This window comes from Bacillus cereus group sp. BfR-BA-01408 (assembly GCF_022663305.1).
Classification (GTDB): Bacteria; Bacillota; Bacilli; order Bacillales; family Bacillaceae_G; genus Bacillus_A; species Bacillus_A pacificus.
Genome location: NZ_JAKUFF010000057.1, coordinates 13455 through 31028 on the forward strand (window position 1 = coordinate 13455; position 17574 = coordinate 31028).

Below are 17574 nucleotides of genomic sequence, written 5' to 3' on the forward strand. Positions count from 1 at the left end.
CCTTCTGACGGCAATTCATCTCCACCTGAATTGTTGGGTTTCACCCGTAACACAAATCAGATGGAGTTTTCTTGCCGAAAAGGATAAAGATGATTATAAAATCTCTAAAATCATTGTTCAATTCAATTATTTATATAATAATGATAGGTATAACCTATTATTATACTTGAGGTGATTCCAATCGAATTACGACAACTTGAATACTTTTTAGCTGTTTCAAAAGAATTACATTTCACAAAAGCAGCTGAGAAATTAAATATTTCACAGCCTTCACTAAGTCAACAAATACGCGCATTAGAGCATGAAGTAGGAATGCCACTTTTCGATCGAATTGGTAAAAAAATATCTTTAACTGAAGCAGGGAAGATTTTATTATTACATAGTAAAAACATTTTTCATGAAGTCGAACAAGCTCGTTCAGCTATTCAAGACCTAAACGGATTACAGCAAGGTTCTTTAACAATAGGGGCTTTGTTAACCGTCGTAAATTATTTACTACCGACGGCTATTTTAAATTTTAATAATTTATATCCCAATATAGAACTTTCTGTATTAGGGCTTCGTACTGGAGATATTCGTGAAAAATTATTACAAAACGAACTGGATATTGGAATTACATTTCTCCCGGTGCAAGATAAAGAAATTATTTCTACCCCTCTCTACAAAAGTGAACTTATATTAGTCGTACCAACTGGTCATCAATTAGCTGAACATAATTATGTATCTATTGCTGAATTACAGAACTACCCTTTCATTCTTTTACCTAAAAATTTCTTTTTAACCAAACTAATTACATCTCACTGTCAAAAATTCAACTTTAAACCAAGACCAATTTTAGAAATTAGCACGATGGAATCTTTAATCCAAATGGTTTCCAAAGGAATGGGAATTACAGTTTTACCCAAACCATATATAGACTTTTTACAAAATAAAAACATTCAAGCTATTAAAATAGAAAACCCTACTCCAACAATTGAAATAGGACTAATTTATAGAAAAGATAAATATATGTGTGCTACAACTCGAGAATTTATTGAACAACTAAAAAGAACAGTACATTCTTTACAAAGCTAAACGAACAAAAGAGATTATCCTATGAAGTCATTTCATAACGACCTAGTAGAATAATCTCTTTTCATAATGAAATAAAGTATTAACTATAAATTTTAGTGTACCTTTTTGGAAATGGGAATATATTTTGTAAAATAAGCCCCGACTAACAATAATACGATTGAAAATAGCACTGTCAACATACCGCCGAAATGAAACCAATATGCGAACAAATTAAAAATTGCAAGCGAAAAGAAACAAATTGAAGTTAACGCACTCTTCAATCCTTTTACCTCTGCTTTTTTCTTTTTTCATAAGTCATATACATTGAAACGAAAACAAATAAAATAAGAACAATCGGTAACACTACTTTTAGCAATAGCACTTCCTCCTGTATATACATCCAGATATCACCACATTACCCCGTTTATCCTTTTGGAATCAATTTATTATTCTCTTCCCTCCAAAAGTCAGTATAAGTTTTATTTTTAAAGTTCACGTTCACCTCAGAAAACGGCATGCTTCCTCCAACTTTCAATGAGTACCAGTCGTTTAAAAGTGGTGATCCAAAACAAATCTTCATTGTACGATCATGTAAATCGAATAATACAGAATGTAAAGTTCCAAACCATTCTTCATAGTTATGTACAGTTAGTCCAGCAGGATATTCTTCTTCTACTAACTTTTTTAAAGACTCAATGCTCACTTGTTCATATCTATTTAAATGCTCATGTAAAACGTGGTATCTCTTTGTAGATTGTTCTAATCTCCTATTATTTAATTTCTGAATAGATGAACTAACTGCATGGTTTGTTGATACAATAAAAGCTTGATTGTCACCATCAATCGTTGTTGTGAATTTATGACCGTCAAATATTTCAATATGTGCTGCATTTAAAGAATCTGCTACTATTAAATTAATATTACTAGCAATTGGTATTTCTTCTATTAGTGACTTAGCTTCCTGCACATTTTTACATTTCTCCAACAACAGTCGAATTACTGCAAAACATTGTAAACCACTTACTGCTGGCTTTCGTAGACCTTCAATATTTCCTACTGGTTGACCACATGCTGAAAATGTAACAGCTAATCCATGCTCGTTAACCCCTTCCGTTCGGCCAAAATATTGAGTAGAAAAGCCACTATGTGCATACGCACCTTCAACATGAGTTGAACAAAAACGCATATCATCTATTTTTGGTGACAAATCATAATTTCTTAATACATATGTGTGTTTTGAATCTGTCTTTTTAGGTAATACTGCACAATGACTACAACCTGCTTTCAATAGTGTTTGATAGTAATACATCATATTTTTAGAAGGAATTTTCAACACTTCACAAAAACCTTCAATTTCTTCATTAATTCCAGAGCAATATTGATTTAATATATTTCTAGATTCTGTAAAATGGTTAGGCGATATTAAGTTTTCTTGCTGTATAAATTGCGGAACAAGATAAGAATGTTGTTTTACAAATTCACCTTGTTGCTTACCGATTTCATAATGACTTCCTTTGAGCGATGAAAAATACCCCTTTACTTGATACATCTAATTCCCCCTTATTGAATTTATCCATATCGTACCAAATAAACTGTATTCATTCTTGATGTTTTTTACTGTCTTTCAAATCAAATGTGGTTGGAATAAAGCGAACAGTTATAAAATAAAAACTAGGAAACTGTAACCTTTAACAGTTCCCTAGTTTTTTAATACTAAATGATTCCCTCTTCCACCATCGTTTCTGCAATTTGAACCGAGTTCCACGCCGCACCTTTTAATAAATTATCGGAGACAATCCAAAGATGGAATCCGTTTGGCATATCAGGATCTTTTCTAATTCTTCCGACAAATGTATCTATTTTCCCTTCTGCATATAATGGCATTGGATACAGCTGTTCACTAGGGTTATCTTGCAAAATAACACCTGGTGCATCAAGCAGTACTTCTTTAATTTCTGCAACAGTTACTTCTTTTTCAAGTTCTATATAAACCGCTTCTGAATGACCTGATACAACCGGAACGCGCACACAAGTAGCTGCCATTTTCAAGTTGGGGTCTTCTAAAATCTTCTTTGTTTCTTGAATCATCTTTACTTCTTCAAAGGTGAAATCATTATCCGTAAATATATCTACTTGAGGAAGTACATTAAATGCAATTGGATAATGTTTTTTATCTTTTTTCGCTGGTAATATAGTACTCTCCACTTCTTCACCTGCAAGTATTGACTTAGCCTGTTCTTTTAATTCTTGAATCGCATGAATACCAGAACCCGATACAGCTTGATAAGTTGAAACGATAATTCGTTCTAATCCGAATACTTTTCGTATTGGCTGAAGAGCTGTTACCATCTGTAATGCTGAACAATTCGGAACTGCTATTATACCTTTATGTTCCTTTAAAGTGTGCGCATTTACTTCCGGAACAACAAGCGGTACATCAGGTGCCATTCGGTATTCACTAGTGTTGTCAATTACGATTGCACCGCTAGAGACAGCTTGATTTACAAATTGTCTAGAAACTTCTCCTCCAGCGCTAAAAAAGGCAATATCTACCCCTTCAAAGCTATTTATTTTTGCTTCTTGTATAATGATCTCTCGCCCTTTAAATTGTACTGTCTTACCAGCCGATCTTTTTGACGAAAGTAACGTAACTTCAGCTATATTAAACTTTGTTTCTTTTTCTAACAGTTCAATAATTTTCTGACCTACTGCACCCGTAGCCCCAACAATAGCTACATGATAGCCCTTTTCACTCATCTTTTCTCCTCCAATGTTAAATGAATAAATATTTCTACAATTTCATTTTATAAGGAATTTAATCATTTGGAAAATTGAAATACGTGATATAATCATTCACAAATCATGATAATAAAAGAGGGATTTTTTATGGAAATGAGACATGTTAAAACTTTTTGTGCCATCGTTAAGTATGGTAGCTTTTCTAAAGCTGCTCACGCGTTAGGTTATGCGCAATCTACTGTAACAGCGCATATGAAAGCATTAGAAAACGATTTACACCTCCCTCTTTTTGATCGATTAGGGAAAAAAATACTTCTTACAAAAGCAGGTCATCAATTTCATCCTTATGCTTTAGAATTACTTGCAATTTATGAAAAAGCGCAAGAAATTCCTCAAAATACCGATCAATTAGAAGGTACATTAAGTATTACATCAAACGAATCATTAGCAGTGTACCGTTTACCACAATTATTACGTACTTACAAACAGAAAAATCCGAAAGTAAATATCGTACTTGAAACAAATACAAATGAACAAGCATTACAAAAATTACGTGAAGGAGAAACAGACATTGTCTTCATAATTGGAGAATGTATAGAACATAATGATTTCATTACGCGTACATTTAGTAATGAAACATTTGGATGGATTTTACCACCTCATTATTCTACACAATCTAATCCGTTTTGTTTATTAAAGGATACTCAGTTTATTTTTACTGAACAAAGCTGCGGTTATAGACCAATGGTAGATCGTTTTTTACGTCAAAGCGGGAATATTCCAGCTAAAACATTTGAAACTTCCAACGTTGAAGTTATTAAACAATCCGTTATGTGTGAGTTAGGAATTTCAATTCTTCCTTACATCGTTGTACAAGAAAGTTGTCAAAAAGAACAACTCTGTTTTCAGCCTATCGAAACGTCAACTGTTATTCAAAGTCATATAATCTATCATAAATCTAGATGGATTTCCCCTGTAGTACAGTCGTTTCTTTCACTATTAAAAGTGATGAAAGTATAAAAAGAATATGAAAGAAAACATGAATTGAAATCCTTTGAAGAATATCAATCCACGTTTTCTTTCATACTCCTTATATAGTCATCTTCTTTTTATTAGATAATGCTTTTCCTTTAACTAGAACAAATATAATCGGAAGGACGAGTAAACTAGCAATTGCACACATTATTCCTAAAGAAGAAAACGGAAATCCATTACTTACGGTAAGCGACGCTAAGCCAGAAGCAATAGTCATCCCAATATACATGGCAGAGCTATTTAATGCCATCACAGTCCCCCGCACATCTGGTTTTAATTCTGAAATTAGTGCCGTTAATGATGCTTGGCCAAATCCAATAAATAAACTCCAAATGATATGTAAAGTAATTGCAATTACTAGATTTTCTATGGAAAGCGAGAATAATATTACACTTATTGAGGTTACAATACTCGCAATGGATATAACATTCTTCTTTCCTATTTTATCAGCTAACTTCCCACCCAAAATGTTACCAGCTACACTACCAACTCCCGCCAAAAAGATTACAACACCTATTTCACCAACGGAAAGGCCAAAATTATTCCCATAATAAACACCTATGTACGAAAACATGCCGTGTAATCCAATTGTCCATAGAAACGTTGCTAATAATGCAAATAAAACTGAAACATTTACTAAAACCATTTTAAGTGGCGCACTTAACGTTTTCGCTATAGAAACATGCACATTGTTTCTCTGTTTTTCATTTCTTAATATGCGATTAACTAGTAATGTAAGAAATAAAGTTAATAGTCCTATACTATAAAATGTCCATTGCCAATTTCCTACTTCAGATAAAAATGCACCTATAGGTACTCCGATGACTGTCGAACCTACCATTGCTCCCATAATCGTTCCCATCGCTTTTCCTCTTGACTCATATGTAACTTTATCACCTACTAATGCAAAAACACTTGGCATAATCATCGCACCAGATAAACCTGTTAGGCCGCGAAATAATAAAAGAATTTCAAAACTCTTCGCTAATCCCGTACAAAATGTAGAAATAGAGAAAATAGTAAATCCTATTATGATCATACGTTTCCTTCCAACTCTATCAGACATCGTTCCAAGTACAGGTGCAGTTATTCCATAACAAAGTGCATAAATAGTAATTAATAACCCTCCACTTCCATCAGGAATACTAATTGTTTCTGTAATTACTGGTAATAAAGGTGCCACTAATAATGAATCTAATCCAACAAAAAAAGCTACAATTGCCAAAATGCGTATCATTGACTTTAACTCCATATATAACTCCCCTTTATTTCATATATGAAATAACCCTTTATTATGACCCCTTCTTCAATTTTTACTACTCTACATTTTATTTCACATATGAAGTATTTATATAAATAAAAATGTAACAGAGTGTTACATTTTTACTATATTTAATTCAAGTGCTTCTTCCACTTTAATAATAAATCCTCTAAAATCCCTTCTTCTTCTTTCGTAAAACAACCACAATTCTCTTTTAAAAAATCACTATATTGCACATCGACTTGCTTTTTCGTCTCTTCACCTTTTTTAGTTAAATAAACGAGCGTTTCACGTTGGTCATTCGGGTTCTTCTCTGTCATTACGTAACCATCACGCTTCATCCGTTGAATCATTGTTGTCATATTACTTGGAACACATCCCATGTTTTCAATTAACTTTGACATAGATACTTTCCCAGATTTTGCGAGTACTTGAATCACTCCAAATTGTACGTAACTTATATCATACTGTTCGATTGCCTTATCTAGATTTTTTTGGAGTAAATGATAAACATCACGAATATTACCGTAAAGCTCTCTGTTATTCATATGTAAGCCCCTCTAATTTATTTCATATATGAATCATATTCCCATTTATTTCTTGTGTCAACAAAAACACCTTTGTATGCATAACAACAAAGGTGTTTCAAAATCAACATACTTCTTATTTATTAGTCTGTTCTCCACCTGCAATTAATTTACTACCTGAATATGTACCTTTTTGCATAAACACTTGATTAATTAACTCTTTTTGTTCCGCTTCTGACATTACTCCTTTTCCTTCTCCTAAATTCCCGCTTTGTAATTTCCAAATCTTATTATGATCCTCATCCATCTTTTCATATTGTCCTTGTTTCCATCTCTCTAAAATGTCTGCATATGTAGTTCCTTGTACTAGATCATTACTTTTTACAATATCAAGCAAACTTTCAATTCGTTCTTGTGTAATAAAAATATAACCCCATTTTTGATCAGCCTTCGTTTTTTGATGTGCCATTTCATGTAATGCTGTCTGTATGTTTTCATCTGTCCATTTAAAATTTTTATTAAAACCGCTATTCGGTAATGAATGATTGCCATTTTCTAAAAGCTTTGCATCTTCAGCTTTTACATTACTATCAGCCAGCACTTCTGCTGCCGGAGCAGCTGGTGATGCCTTTTTCGCAGCTGGTTTACTATTATTCAAATAATACAGCATACCATATGTTAAACCTACTCCGATTACCGCCATGCCAGCTATAATTCCAATTATTTTAAAGAATGTTTTCATCTTGCTTGTTTCCTCCCGCATATCTCATTCATAATATCTATTTATCAAAAACAGATGCAGCATCTCTTTTTTTCGCTGCTTACTACAATTTTTTTCATACTAGTTAACATAAACATAACTTTTACTTTCTAAAAATGTAGCAACTCCATCTTCATCGTTACTTTTAGCAATATATTTAGCGACTGCCCTTAATTCCTCAACAGCGTTACTCATCGCTACACCAATCCCACATTTCTCTATCATTTCCATATCATTGTAGTCATCTCCAAAGGCAATAACTTCAGATACGTCTCGATTTAAGTGCTGTAGAACATATTGAATACTATTCCATTTTGAAACTTCTGCATGCATAATTTGACACAACGTTCCGTCATCTGTAATGACTCCCCTGCATTCATCAGGCAATTCTTTAATAAATTCCTTGTTTATTGAACCTTTAGTACAAATAATTGCTTTAGAAGCTTTTTCAAAGTTTAAATCTCTTACATCAATAATTTCAAACGGTACATTACCAAAATAATCAGTAACATCAAAATTGGAATACAACTTATCATCTATTTCAAGACAAATCTGATGAAGATTATACTTTATTGCAATTTCTATGATTTCTAAAATGTCATTTTTAGAAATCTTCATTTCATATAAAATATCATTACCTTTAAGAACTAAAGCCCCGTTATAACAAATGATAATCTCACTCTTTAACACGTTGGGAATATATTGTTTTATAGCTCTTGGCGGCCTTGCTGTAGCAAAAATCAATTCGTCTCCATTATTTTTACATTCCCTTAGAATATTAATAGATTTCTCTGAAATTGTTTTATCACTTCTTAATAAAGTCCCATCAAGGTCTGAAATAATAATCTTTTTCATACTTATCTTTATTCTCCTTTCATGAATAATGATTCGAAATATTGGCTATTTTTTCGAATCAACATAGCATCTGCCGATAGTTAATCTCAACTTTCTTTTTGTCTCAATTTAATTCCCAGTATCATTTCCATTTGCTACATATTTCCTTATATTGTATTCCTTTTCTTTATGAATTGAAAGATTATTCCGTCAAAAATACCATCTTTTTCAAATGCAACTTCACCTCTAAGCATTTCATTTTAATTTTATAAAAATATGTGCTAGCCTACATATAAAGGAGATGAATAAATATGAGTTTATTGCATAACGGTTTAACTTTTTTAAACTTTGATGATACGTATTTATTACAAAATAAACTACATTCTTATTCACATGAAGATATTGATTTTACTCATTTAGAACACTCAAATCTATATTGCGAAAACACTTCTTTAATGCATATAAAAAGAGCATTAAGTCGTAGAAAGAATAAAGGAATTACTTTTATAGGTTCTGGAAATTATCATTATGTATCTCATTTACTATTAGAAGAAATGGACAAGCCTTTTACCCTTATACTATTTGATCATCATACTGATATGAACTTAAAGGGAGCGAATGAACAGACTCTTATTTCCTGTGGATCTTGGGTATCATTTTCTCTTCAAAATAATGATAATTTAAAGAAGGTAATCATTATTGGACCTTCTTCTCTAACAATTCATTCTAATGATTGTCCATACGTAGAAATTTTTCCAATTGATATATCACATGAAGTATCCATACATACAATACTTTCACATATTCATACAGAAACAATATATGTAAGCATTGATAAAGATGTTTTAGATCCAAAAGTTACTATTACCAATTGGGATCAAGGACACATGAAATTATCTAGACTTTTACAATTTATTCATTCTCTAATTATGAATAAATCTATTTATGGTATTGATATTTGCGGTGAACTCCCAGTTTATCCTTCTCAACTTTTCTTACCTAAATATAAAAATGCTATCCATAAAAATGAACAAGCAAACTTACAAATTTTAAAAACAATTTATGAAACGAACTTACATATTCAATATGCGTAAAAAGAACGAGTACCTTATAAGGTACTCGTTCTTTTTATGCGCGATTTTCTTTTAACCACTTCGTAATCGCATCTAATCTCGAAACATCAAAACGACTCTCTTCACACACATGTAAACTGTTTAAGTTATTTACAATTTCTAGTTCATTCGTTTTCACACTTTTCGCTTCAATTATTTTACAGTACCCGTCTGTAACGTTATTTAAATTTTCATAATAACGTTGAAACGATTTTGATATATATAAATGTTTTTCAAAGTTTCTTCTTCTTTTAGTCTCGTCAGATTCTTTCCGTTTTCTAAGTTCTTCATCATTTGTATATAAATAAAAATATTGATCAGGAAAACCAATTTCCCTATTAACCAGCTTTTCCTTATAAAAGTCTTCTATTAAAGATAATGGCTGATCAAATATTTCAAAATGGAAACACCAATTATAACTAAGCGGCTGATAAATGTCTCCATCAAGTATTATTAATTTATATTGCTCTGACTTCTGCATTGCTATTTTCCAGCGCTCTACTTGTTTTTCAAAATACCATGTTCTATGTTCATTTTTTGGTCTTTCAAATAAAAAATTCACTTCAGGTATAATATAAGCTCCATAATTCTTTTCTAACTCACGACATGTGGTACTCTTACCAACCGCGCTCGCTCCCTCAAACGCTATAATCCCCATAGTTTCTCCCTCTTTCATTAACTTAGATTTCGTTGTTTCGCTTTTCTCCCCCATAACTGTTTCCATAGAACAATTGAAGCGATAGAGAGCATTATTGTTGTAATGATACTACCTTCAATACCAAATGTGCCTCCATGCAATATTTCTGGTCCATTTGTTATAGACTTAAAAATCGGAGTGGAATATACATTTGTACCACTAACGGCGAAACCATATACATTATATTGTGCCCAATTCCAAATTGAGTGCCATGCACATATTCCCCATAGACCATCTTCTTTCAATACGTATAAAGCTGCGTATACTCCAACTAATATTATATTCGATATAGATAATATTGTAATTCCCGGATTAAGGAGATGAAGAAATCCAAATAAAAAAGAAGTAACAATTATTCCAACCCATATACGACTTCTAATAGAAAGAACCGGGAATAACCAACCTCGCACAATAATTTCTTCAGTTGCCCCTTGTATTAAAAATGCAATTAAGGATCCTAATATACCTACTATTACTGTTGAGGTAATATGTTGTACTTGTAATTTTACACTTCCCATTAGTAACAGCAAAATAACTGGTATTGAAATAAATACAAACCCTATTAACGCACCTTTTAAATACTTTCTCATCCATTTCTCTTTCCAAAAACCAATGGATGAAAATGGCCTTTTTTCTACAAAACGAATCCATATAAATAAAATGAGTATAGCTCCTCCAAATGTTAACAGCATTCTAATATTATCATAAATCCCTTTCATGAATGTTGTTTCAACTTTCGGTAAAAATAACATAAACAACATAAATATTTCACCTAAAGTCAAAAATATAATGGCTAATATTACAGCAAAGATTGGATGGACTTTTTTTCTCCCTGTTTTTGCTGCTTCAATTATTTTAAATGAATTATTTTTCACTCTCTTTCCTCCTTTTCCTTTATTAATATTTAATTCCCATCAGTTAACAACCATATTTTACCACAAGTGACCTATTAATAATATTTCACTCCATTTTTTACATGATTTTGCATAAACCAAAATTAGGAATAATATATAAATAAAAGAGATGTTTTTGTGTCTTTTACCATCCTATTTCACACTGGTATTACCAGCACTTGCTATTTCCCACCATTTGTTGTAAGATAGTAATTAAGGTCAATTTAACAGTATATTTTCTTTGCATATTATCAAGTATCAATCAGGAACATTTTATATTCCTTATGGGTTTTTGATAATATGTGAAATTTTATTTTTCATTCAAATAAGGCCGAACATATTGTAATCTTTTTAATTTTTAGGAGGCATTACCATGACATTAACAGGTAAAGTAAAATGGTTTAACAGCGAAAAAGGTTTCGGTTTCATCGAAGTTGAAGGTGGCAACGACGTATTCGTTCACTTCTCAGCTATCACTGGCGACGGCTTCAAATCTCTTGACGAAGGTCAAGAAGTTAGCTTCGAAGTTGAAGACGGTAACCGTGGACCTCAAGCTAAAAACGTTGTAAAGCTATAATTCAAACAATAAAAAGGTTGTTACCAGCACGGTTAACAACCTTTTTAATATATAACTAAAATTTTTTACATAAAAGGAGTGGTTACATGTATCGCAATCGAAAGAACGATGTAGCAGAAGTACCACCAGAACAAACCCCTGTCTGGGAATGTGAAGCAGAGGATTGTTTAGGATGGATGAGAAAGAACTTTTCATTTGAAGAAGAGCCTAAATGCCCTTTATGTAAAAGTAGCATGAAAAGCGGAGAACGTTTATTACCTAAGTTAGGTTAATTTTTAGCTTAACCCCTCTTATTTAAGAGGGGTTTTTTATTATAAATTTATAACTTCAACATCCGTTCGAACTATAGAATACAATAGTGCATCATGTTGCTTATTTCCTTGATGAATATATCCACGTAATAACCCTTCTTTATGAAAGCCTATTTTAGATAACATTTTACAAGAAGTAACATTTTCAGGGTATGTAATAGCACCAATTCTAAATAAGCCTAAATCTTGAAATCCATAATGAATAATTTCCCTGGCTGCTTCTGACGCATAACCATTCCCCCAATAACGAGGATGTAAGTCATATCCAATTTCAGATCGTTTACTCCATAATTGTAAATTATTTAATCCAATTGTACCTATTAAAGCATTTGTTTCTTTTAATACAATCCCCCATCGTATTGCCTTTTTCTCAAAATAATTTTTTGAAAAAGATTCAATCATACGTGAAGCTTGTCCAAACTCCGTAAAAGAATTCATACCGTAAAAACACGTTACCTCATCCAATGAAAAGATTTCAAATATTTTTTGACAATAAGATTGTTCTATTTCAACTAAACGCAAACGTTCTGTTTCTAATATAGGAAATGCCATAGGATCACTCCTTTCTTTCTACTTATTCATTATAGCAGAAAACATATTTATAATTAGGAAAGTCCTCAATGTCTCATTAATCAAATATTTCAAGAGTAGCCTACCCTCTTAATTCAATACGAACTAAGAGTAACCCTTCTTGCTTTCACATGATGAGAAAAAATAAAGAGATGATCATAGTAAACTGACCATCTCTTTATTCCATACTCACTTTTCCCTTCTAAAACAACACCCTACCCCATACATTTATGGTAAAATATAGTTGATACATTATTTTATTGTGGAGGTGTAAATTTCCTTTGTATATATTCATCAGCTTATCCCTCTTACTCATATTACTCATATTTTTATTTGCGAAAAAGTTCGCCCCAAACTCATTCATGATGACTAGTTTTAAAGGCAATAGCTTTAAAACATTTTCAATCAGCATTTTAATCGCCGCTACTCTTTCTCTTTCATATGGAATCTATCACGCAGCAACATATCAACCTAAACATTTAGATATCACACTTCAAAATCAAAACTTTACTGTTTTCGGTAATGTTGGAGAGCTTGGATATTTCTCAGAAGAATTACTAAAAAAAGATACAGAAGTTAAGCTACATTTTGCCTCTTGGAAACAAATGCAATTAAATAATCCAGAAATAATAGTAAACTATCCTTCTGGTAAACAGGAAACATGGAAACCGAACATTACATTAATTCCTGCCAATAAATTAAAAGAGAAACATGGTATAAAAGAGCTTTATCAACTCTCATCATATTCATTTAAAGAATCCGGTAACATAACATTAACGATTACTGAGAATCATAAAACGAATCAAAAGATCTCAATTCAAGTAAAATAAATAAAATGTCCCTCCAATATAACGGAGGGACATTTTATTTATATATGCTATATTAATTTGTCGGTTCATTTAATGTTGCAATTATCTTATTTGCAGTGTTCTTTCCATTTCCAATACACGCACCAATGCCGACACCGTAATATGAGGCACCCGCTAAGTATACATTAAGATATAGATCCTTCATTTTTTCTTGTAATGTTTGAACTGCTTGATTATGTTCTAAATGATATTTCGGCATTAAATCTTTCCATTTTGTCACTTCAACTACTTCTGGTTCACCTTTAATTCTGAGACTTTTTTCAATATCATATAAAGCGACTCGTACTAGTTCTTCTTCATTATAATTTTTAATCGTTTCATATACTGGGTTAGTGCTCTTATAAAACATTCTCACTAATAGCTTTTGGTTTCCAGATGTATGTTTCCACTTCCGACTTGTCCATGTACAAGCATCACAATGTAAATCACTGTTTTCTGTTACGATAAATCCTGTGCCGTCCGCTGGTAATTGTTCATCTAGTATATCAAATCCTAAGTAAATACTTATAAGTGATGAATTTTTAAATGTATGAAACTGCTCGTTTAACTCATTAGACTGTAATAAAGTTTCTGCGATATCATGCGGAGCTGCTAAAACAACATAATCAGCTTGGATTGATTCTTGATTTGCAAAGGAGACTTCATAGCGATTACCTTGTTTACTTACAGCTGTCGTTACAACACCCTTCTTAACAACCGTCTCAGTCAGCACTTCTTCTAAACGATCAATAATCGTAGATAATCCACCTTTAAATGATACGAACTTTTTATTTCCTGCTGATTGAAACTGTTTTTTATTCTCTTCAAAACCTTTAATAATACTTCCATATTTATTTTTATAATCCAGTAAATACGGTAGTGTAGACGCCATAGTAAGCTCATTCAATTTTCCGGAATATACACCTGAAAGCACCGGAGCAATTTGTCTTTCTACTAACTCTTTCCCTAAAAAGCTTTCTAAAAATACAGCAAGAGAAGTATCCTTCGTAAACTCTTTATTTTTCGTTATGAAATCTTTTAAAGCAACAATTTTCCCTTTCGTTGATACTAGCGTACTGCTAAACAACGACTGGACACTCATCGGTATCCCAAATATAGTATCAGAAGGAATTGGATGTAAAGTATTATCAGAATATATGTAAGAAATACCCGTTTCGTTATACACCATTTCTTCTTCTAAATTTAAATCCTTTATAAGCGGCATGACATGTTCATTACGAGCAACGATAGAATCTGCTCCGGATTCCATAATAAAATCCTTTTCTTCTACACTATGGATTTTCCCACCTAAGTACTCTTCTTTTTCTACAAGGATTAAATTTAAATCTATATTATAATCCTTTTTTAATTTTTCTAAATAAAACATAGTAGAAAGTCCTGTTATACCTCCACCGATGACAACAACTGTTTTCATATGTATTGCGCTCCTAACCGATACAATTAATAATTCCTTTATTATTATACCCAAAAGTCCTTATATTCGACTAGCAACTTGCGCGTTCTGTAAGAAATTAGACAATATATTCGAATAAATTTTTGGTTGATCATTATGCACTAAATGACCAGCAAACGGAATAACGGCAATATGAATATTTTTGTTTAATTGTTTGAACGTTGTTGCAGCTGTAACTTCATCTTCTGAATCTCCCCCAACAATACAAAGTGTAGGTATTTGAAGATTCGCTACATCACCAGTTTCATCGAAAGGATACCAATCTTTAACTTGCCACGATTCAAGCAATGTTTTCCAATCACTTTTTTCATGAATTTGATTCATATAAGTTACGACTTCTTCATTTCCCATCAATTGCTGGTGACACTTCGCTTCATACTCCAGAGACTCTTCCCAATTATCCCTCTTAACCGGAAATATACCTGAAAAAGTTAATGTTCTCACTTTCTCTGGATACTTTTTTGCAAATAATAAAGCGACTAATCCTCCTAGTGAAACACCAGCTATATGACATCTATCAATTTGTAGATGCTCTAACGTATCATATAAATCCTTTGCAGAACGTATGAAATAATCCTCCAATGCTCCTCCTGATCTTCCATGCCCTCTTAAATCAGGGCGAATGACTTGATAATTTTGTTCTCGAAAAAATGCTACCTGCTCTTCATATTCTACTAAACCTGTCATACCACCAGAGTGTAAAAGTATAATTGGTTCTCCTTCACCTGAAATGTGTGTATGTAATATCATATATTCCCCTCCAACAAAACAGAATATTCCATCTATTATTAGTATATAGAATATACATCTGAATTTCCAAATAAAAAAGAACTATAACATTTTCACATCATGTCATAGTTCTTCCTATTTTAAAAACATAAAGTAATTAATTAATTTGTCTATTTCTTGACTTAATGCCAATACTTTTTCATGTTGAATTCCGTAATCTGATACTAAATATAAAAGTTCTTCTTTCTTTATTTCAATTACTTTTTCCAATTTCACTAATTCCATGTCGTTTTACTTCTCTCTCCAATACTAAAATGTATGTATTTTAGTATAGCCTATTTACATAATTAGTAAAAGTAAAACACGTATGTAAAATCTTACAAATATAAAAACAATATACTATAACAAAGAATTTTTCAAAAAAGCATGACATTATACTGTCATGCTTTCACTATGCATTATGTACGATTAAACCGTCAGGTCTAAAACGACTCATCATAATTTCATTAATAAACTTTCCGTGAGCTTTCAAATTCCCTATCTTTACTCCCTCTTCTACAAATCCGAATTTTTCATATAAAGATTTCGCTTTCGGATTCGTTTCTAAAACACCTAGTTCTACTCTCTCTAGCATTAACCAATTATCAGCCAAATCAAGCAGTTTTGTAAGAAGAGCTTTTCCAATGCCTTTATTATGATATTCACTATCCACCCCGATAAACAAGTCACCCGAATGAGATCTACGTCCTGGACTTTGGGTTAATCCAACAAATCCTACAACTTCCCCATCATACTCTGCAACAAATTCAAATTGATTTGAAGCTAAATTTCGAATTCTATTTTCCATCGCATCTACACGCATGCTAGGTAAGAAAACCATATAAGGTAAAACGTCATCTTGTATGCATATACGGTGAATCGCTCTAGCATCTTGTATTTCTACCGCTCTTACTTTGATCGTCATATTTTCTTCCCTCCATATTCATAACAATACATATTTCTATCCTCCTGCATGAAACCCCTTCTCTTCTTTATTTCTTTATATTATTTTTACATAATTATTTCAGTATAACATTAGATTCGCGAGCAACTTATCTACATTACGGTTAACTTTTTACTTTATTATATAACGCAAGCAGTTTTTCAATTGGAATACCATTTATTTTCATACCGGTTATATCACAATTTTCTATGTCCATATTTTTTAGATTACTATTACTTATCGTACTACCTTCTAAATCACATCTATTAAATGAAATAGGATCTTTATCTTCTCCGAGACTTGTATCTTTAAATTGAACTCCACCTAAAGTCACAAAATTAAATTTACTACCAGAAAGATTTAAATCTGCATATGAAGAATTTCTAAAATTTATATTTCTAAAATTTGATTGTCTCACATTACAATTACTCATCTTCATATTCATCATATTGCTACCAACAAAGGAACTGTTTTTTAAATTCACTTGATAATACTCTGTATTTGCTAGATTACAGTTTTCGTATTGGCTATTTTTCATATCTTTATTTTTTATTAGGTTCTCTTCAGCTGACTCTACAGTGATTCTTTTTACATAACAATACTCATCTTCAGACTTAAAAATAGTTTCATAGCCCATCTTTTTATAAAAATGATGATTATTAAGTTGTCTACTAGATGTTTCGAGATCCCAAATCCTTATGCTCGGATATTCCTCTTCTATTAATTTAATTACATATGACCCAATTCCTTTTCCTTGATAAACAGGCTCTACAAAAATACGATCAATTCGGCCATATGATTTACCTGAGATCGTAACTATAATTCCCCCGATTATTTTTCCATCCATTATCACTTTGTAACAATCCAATTCTTCGATTGAATATCTCATCATTTCTACTGAAGAATACCCTGGTGGTTGGATGTTATAGTCAATAACATCACCTTGACCACATAACCATCGTTTTTCTTCTTCATCAAATGTTCTTGTCATTATTTCTGTTAACTTTTCTGCATCTAAAATTGTAGCTTTTTCTATAAATATTGTTGTCATTTTTGCTTTCCCCTTTATTATTACAAGATAATAACCTTTGCGAACAAAATAATTATCAATTCACTTTTGTTTTTAATGTTTTTCCCATTATTATATATGGAACATCATTTTTACTTGGATG

General features: G+C 31.9%; 20 protein-coding genes and 1 pseudogene. 6 read left to right on the forward strand and 15 right to left on the reverse strand.

Annotated elements, in window-relative coordinates:
* Nucleotides 1–171: 171 nt before the first annotated feature.
* Nucleotides 172–1074, forward strand: coding sequence for a LysR family transcriptional regulator (locus MR083_RS19740; RefSeq protein ID WP_000612231.1), 903 nt, complete (start codon nt 172–174; stop codon nt 1072–1074).
* Nucleotides 1075–1166: 92 nt separating this feature from the next.
* Here MR083_RS19740 and MR083_RS19745 read toward each other — a convergent pair.
* The 3 genes and pseudogenes from MR083_RS19745 to MR083_RS19755 all read right to left on the reverse strand — a co-directional run bounded on the left by MR083_RS19745 (nt 1167) and on the right by MR083_RS19755 (nt 3810).
* A pseudogene (locus MR083_RS19745) lies at nt 1167–1453 on the reverse strand (hypothetical protein).
* Nucleotides 1454–1477: 24 nt separating this feature from the next.
* Nucleotides 1478–2602, reverse strand: a complete 1125-nt coding sequence (locus MR083_RS19750) for a C45 family autoproteolytic acyltransferase/hydrolase (RefSeq protein ID WP_242269739.1) — start codon at nt 2600–2602, stop codon at nt 1478–1480.
* A 164-nt stretch (nt 2603–2766) separates the two neighbouring features.
* Nucleotides 2767–3810 carry an aspartate-semialdehyde dehydrogenase gene (locus tag MR083_RS19755; RefSeq protein ID WP_046646967.1) on the reverse strand — a complete coding sequence of 348 codons (1044 nt, stop codon included), beginning with the start codon at nt 3808–3810 and terminating at the stop codon, nt 2767–2769.
* Nucleotides 3811–3939: 129 nt separating this feature from the next.
* Between MR083_RS19755 and MR083_RS19760 the strand changes: the two genes are divergently transcribed.
* Nucleotides 3940–4812 carry a LysR family transcriptional regulator gene (locus tag MR083_RS19760; RefSeq protein ID WP_016717483.1) on the forward strand — a complete coding sequence of 291 codons (873 nt, stop codon included), beginning with the start codon at nt 3940–3942 and terminating at the stop codon, nt 4810–4812.
* Between the two features lie 70 nt (nt 4813–4882).
* Here the strand turns inward: MR083_RS19760 and MR083_RS19765 are convergent, their stop codons facing one another.
* The 4 genes from MR083_RS19765 to MR083_RS19780 all read right to left on the reverse strand — a co-directional run bounded on the left by MR083_RS19765 (nt 4883) and on the right by MR083_RS19780 (nt 8230).
* The gene (locus MR083_RS19765) at nt 4883–6079 is read right to left on the reverse strand and encodes an MFS transporter (RefSeq protein ID WP_242269740.1); all 1197 of its coding nucleotides are present in this window, start codon (nt 6077–6079) and stop codon (nt 4883–4885) included.
* A 140-nt stretch (nt 6080–6219) separates the two neighbouring features.
* Nucleotides 6220–6636: a MarR family winged helix-turn-helix transcriptional regulator gene (locus MR083_RS19770; protein ID WP_001065033.1), complete on the reverse strand. Its 417-nt coding sequence runs from the start codon at nt 6634–6636 to the stop codon at nt 6220–6222.
* Between the two features lie 115 nt (nt 6637–6751).
* Nucleotides 6752–7357 (reverse strand): PRK06770 family protein, encoded by a 606-nt coding sequence (locus MR083_RS19775; protein WP_000846579.1) that lies wholly within the window; start codon nt 7355–7357, stop codon nt 6752–6754.
* 99 nt (nt 7358–7456) lie between these two features.
* Nucleotides 7457–8230 carry a Cof-type HAD-IIB family hydrolase gene (locus MR083_RS19780; protein ID WP_000720251.1) on the reverse strand — a complete coding sequence of 258 codons (774 nt, stop codon included), beginning with the start codon at nt 8228–8230 and terminating at the stop codon, nt 7457–7459.
* Nucleotides 8231–8520: 290 nt separating this feature from the next.
* On the opposite strand from MR083_RS19780, the gene MR083_RS19785 reads away from it, so the two are divergent.
* Nucleotides 8521–9303: an arginase family protein gene (locus tag MR083_RS19785; RefSeq protein WP_000054642.1), complete on the forward strand. Its 783-nt coding sequence runs from the start codon at nt 8521–8523 to the stop codon at nt 9301–9303.
* 34 nt (nt 9304–9337) lie between these two features.
* On the opposite strand, the gene MR083_RS19790 is transcribed toward MR083_RS19785, so the two are convergent.
* Both MR083_RS19790 and MR083_RS19795 read right to left on the reverse strand, forming a co-directional pair.
* Nucleotides 9338–9997, reverse strand: a complete 660-nt coding sequence (locus MR083_RS19790; protein WP_000657881.1) for a nucleoside/nucleotide kinase family protein — start codon at nt 9995–9997, stop codon at nt 9338–9340.
* Nucleotides 9997–10893 carry a CPBP family intramembrane glutamic endopeptidase gene (locus MR083_RS19795; protein WP_046646966.1) on the reverse strand — a complete coding sequence of 299 codons (897 nt, stop codon included), beginning with the start codon at nt 10891–10893 and terminating at the stop codon, nt 9997–9999. Before MR083_RS19795 ends, MR083_RS19790 begins: the two co-directional genes overlap by 1 nt.
* A gap of 391 nt (nt 10894–11284) precedes the next feature.
* Between MR083_RS19795 and cspD the strand changes: the two genes are divergently transcribed.
* Entirely contained in the window at nt 11285–11488 is a 204-nt protein-coding gene (gene cspD / locus MR083_RS19800) for a cold-shock protein CspD (RefSeq protein WP_000176368.1), read from the forward strand.
* 86 nt (nt 11489–11574) lie between these two features.
* On the forward strand, nt 11575–11760 hold the full coding sequence (locus MR083_RS19805; RefSeq protein ID WP_000286198.1) for a cold-shock protein: 186 nt from the start codon (nt 11575–11577) through the stop codon (nt 11758–11760).
* Nucleotides 11761–11799: 39 nt separating this feature from the next.
* Here MR083_RS19805 and MR083_RS19810 read toward each other — a convergent pair whose 3' ends face one another.
* The gene (locus MR083_RS19810) at nt 11800–12351 is read right to left on the reverse strand and encodes a GNAT family N-acetyltransferase (protein WP_000885372.1); all 552 of its coding nucleotides are present in this window, start codon (nt 12349–12351) and stop codon (nt 11800–11802) included.
* Between the two features lie 299 nt (nt 12352–12650).
* On the opposite strand from MR083_RS19810, the gene MR083_RS19815 reads away from it, so the two are divergent.
* On the forward strand, nt 12651–13199 hold the full coding sequence (locus tag MR083_RS19815) for a hypothetical protein (RefSeq protein ID WP_046646963.1): 549 nt from the start codon (nt 12651–12653) through the stop codon (nt 13197–13199).
* 52 nt (nt 13200–13251) lie between these two features.
* Here the strand turns inward: MR083_RS19815 and MR083_RS19820 are convergent, their stop codons facing one another.
* From MR083_RS19820 to MR083_RS19840, 5 genes are all read right to left on the reverse strand, one after another.
* Entirely contained in the window at nt 13252–14652 is a 1401-nt protein-coding gene (locus MR083_RS19820) for a protoporphyrinogen oxidase (RefSeq protein WP_242269741.1), read from the reverse strand.
* 60 nt (nt 14653–14712) lie between these two features.
* The gene (locus MR083_RS19825) at nt 14713–15441 is read right to left on the reverse strand and encodes an alpha/beta fold hydrolase (RefSeq protein ID WP_000600635.1); all 729 of its coding nucleotides are present in this window, start codon (nt 15439–15441) and stop codon (nt 14713–14715) included.
* Nucleotides 15442–15555: 114 nt separating this feature from the next.
* Complete coding sequence (locus tag MR083_RS19830) at nt 15556–15705, reverse strand: aspartyl-phosphate phosphatase Spo0E family protein (RefSeq protein ID WP_000424361.1); 150 nt, start codon at nt 15703–15705, stop codon at nt 15556–15558.
* Between the two features lie 166 nt (nt 15706–15871).
* Nucleotides 15872–16384: a GNAT family N-acetyltransferase gene (locus tag MR083_RS19835; protein ID WP_208734796.1), complete on the reverse strand. Its 513-nt coding sequence runs from the start codon at nt 16382–16384 to the stop codon at nt 15872–15874.
* Between the two features lie 142 nt (nt 16385–16526).
* Nucleotides 16527–17453: a GNAT family N-acetyltransferase gene (locus tag MR083_RS19840; protein ID WP_000207432.1), complete on the reverse strand. Its 927-nt coding sequence runs from the start codon at nt 17451–17453 to the stop codon at nt 16527–16529.
* Nucleotides 17454–17574 lie beyond the last annotated feature (121 nt).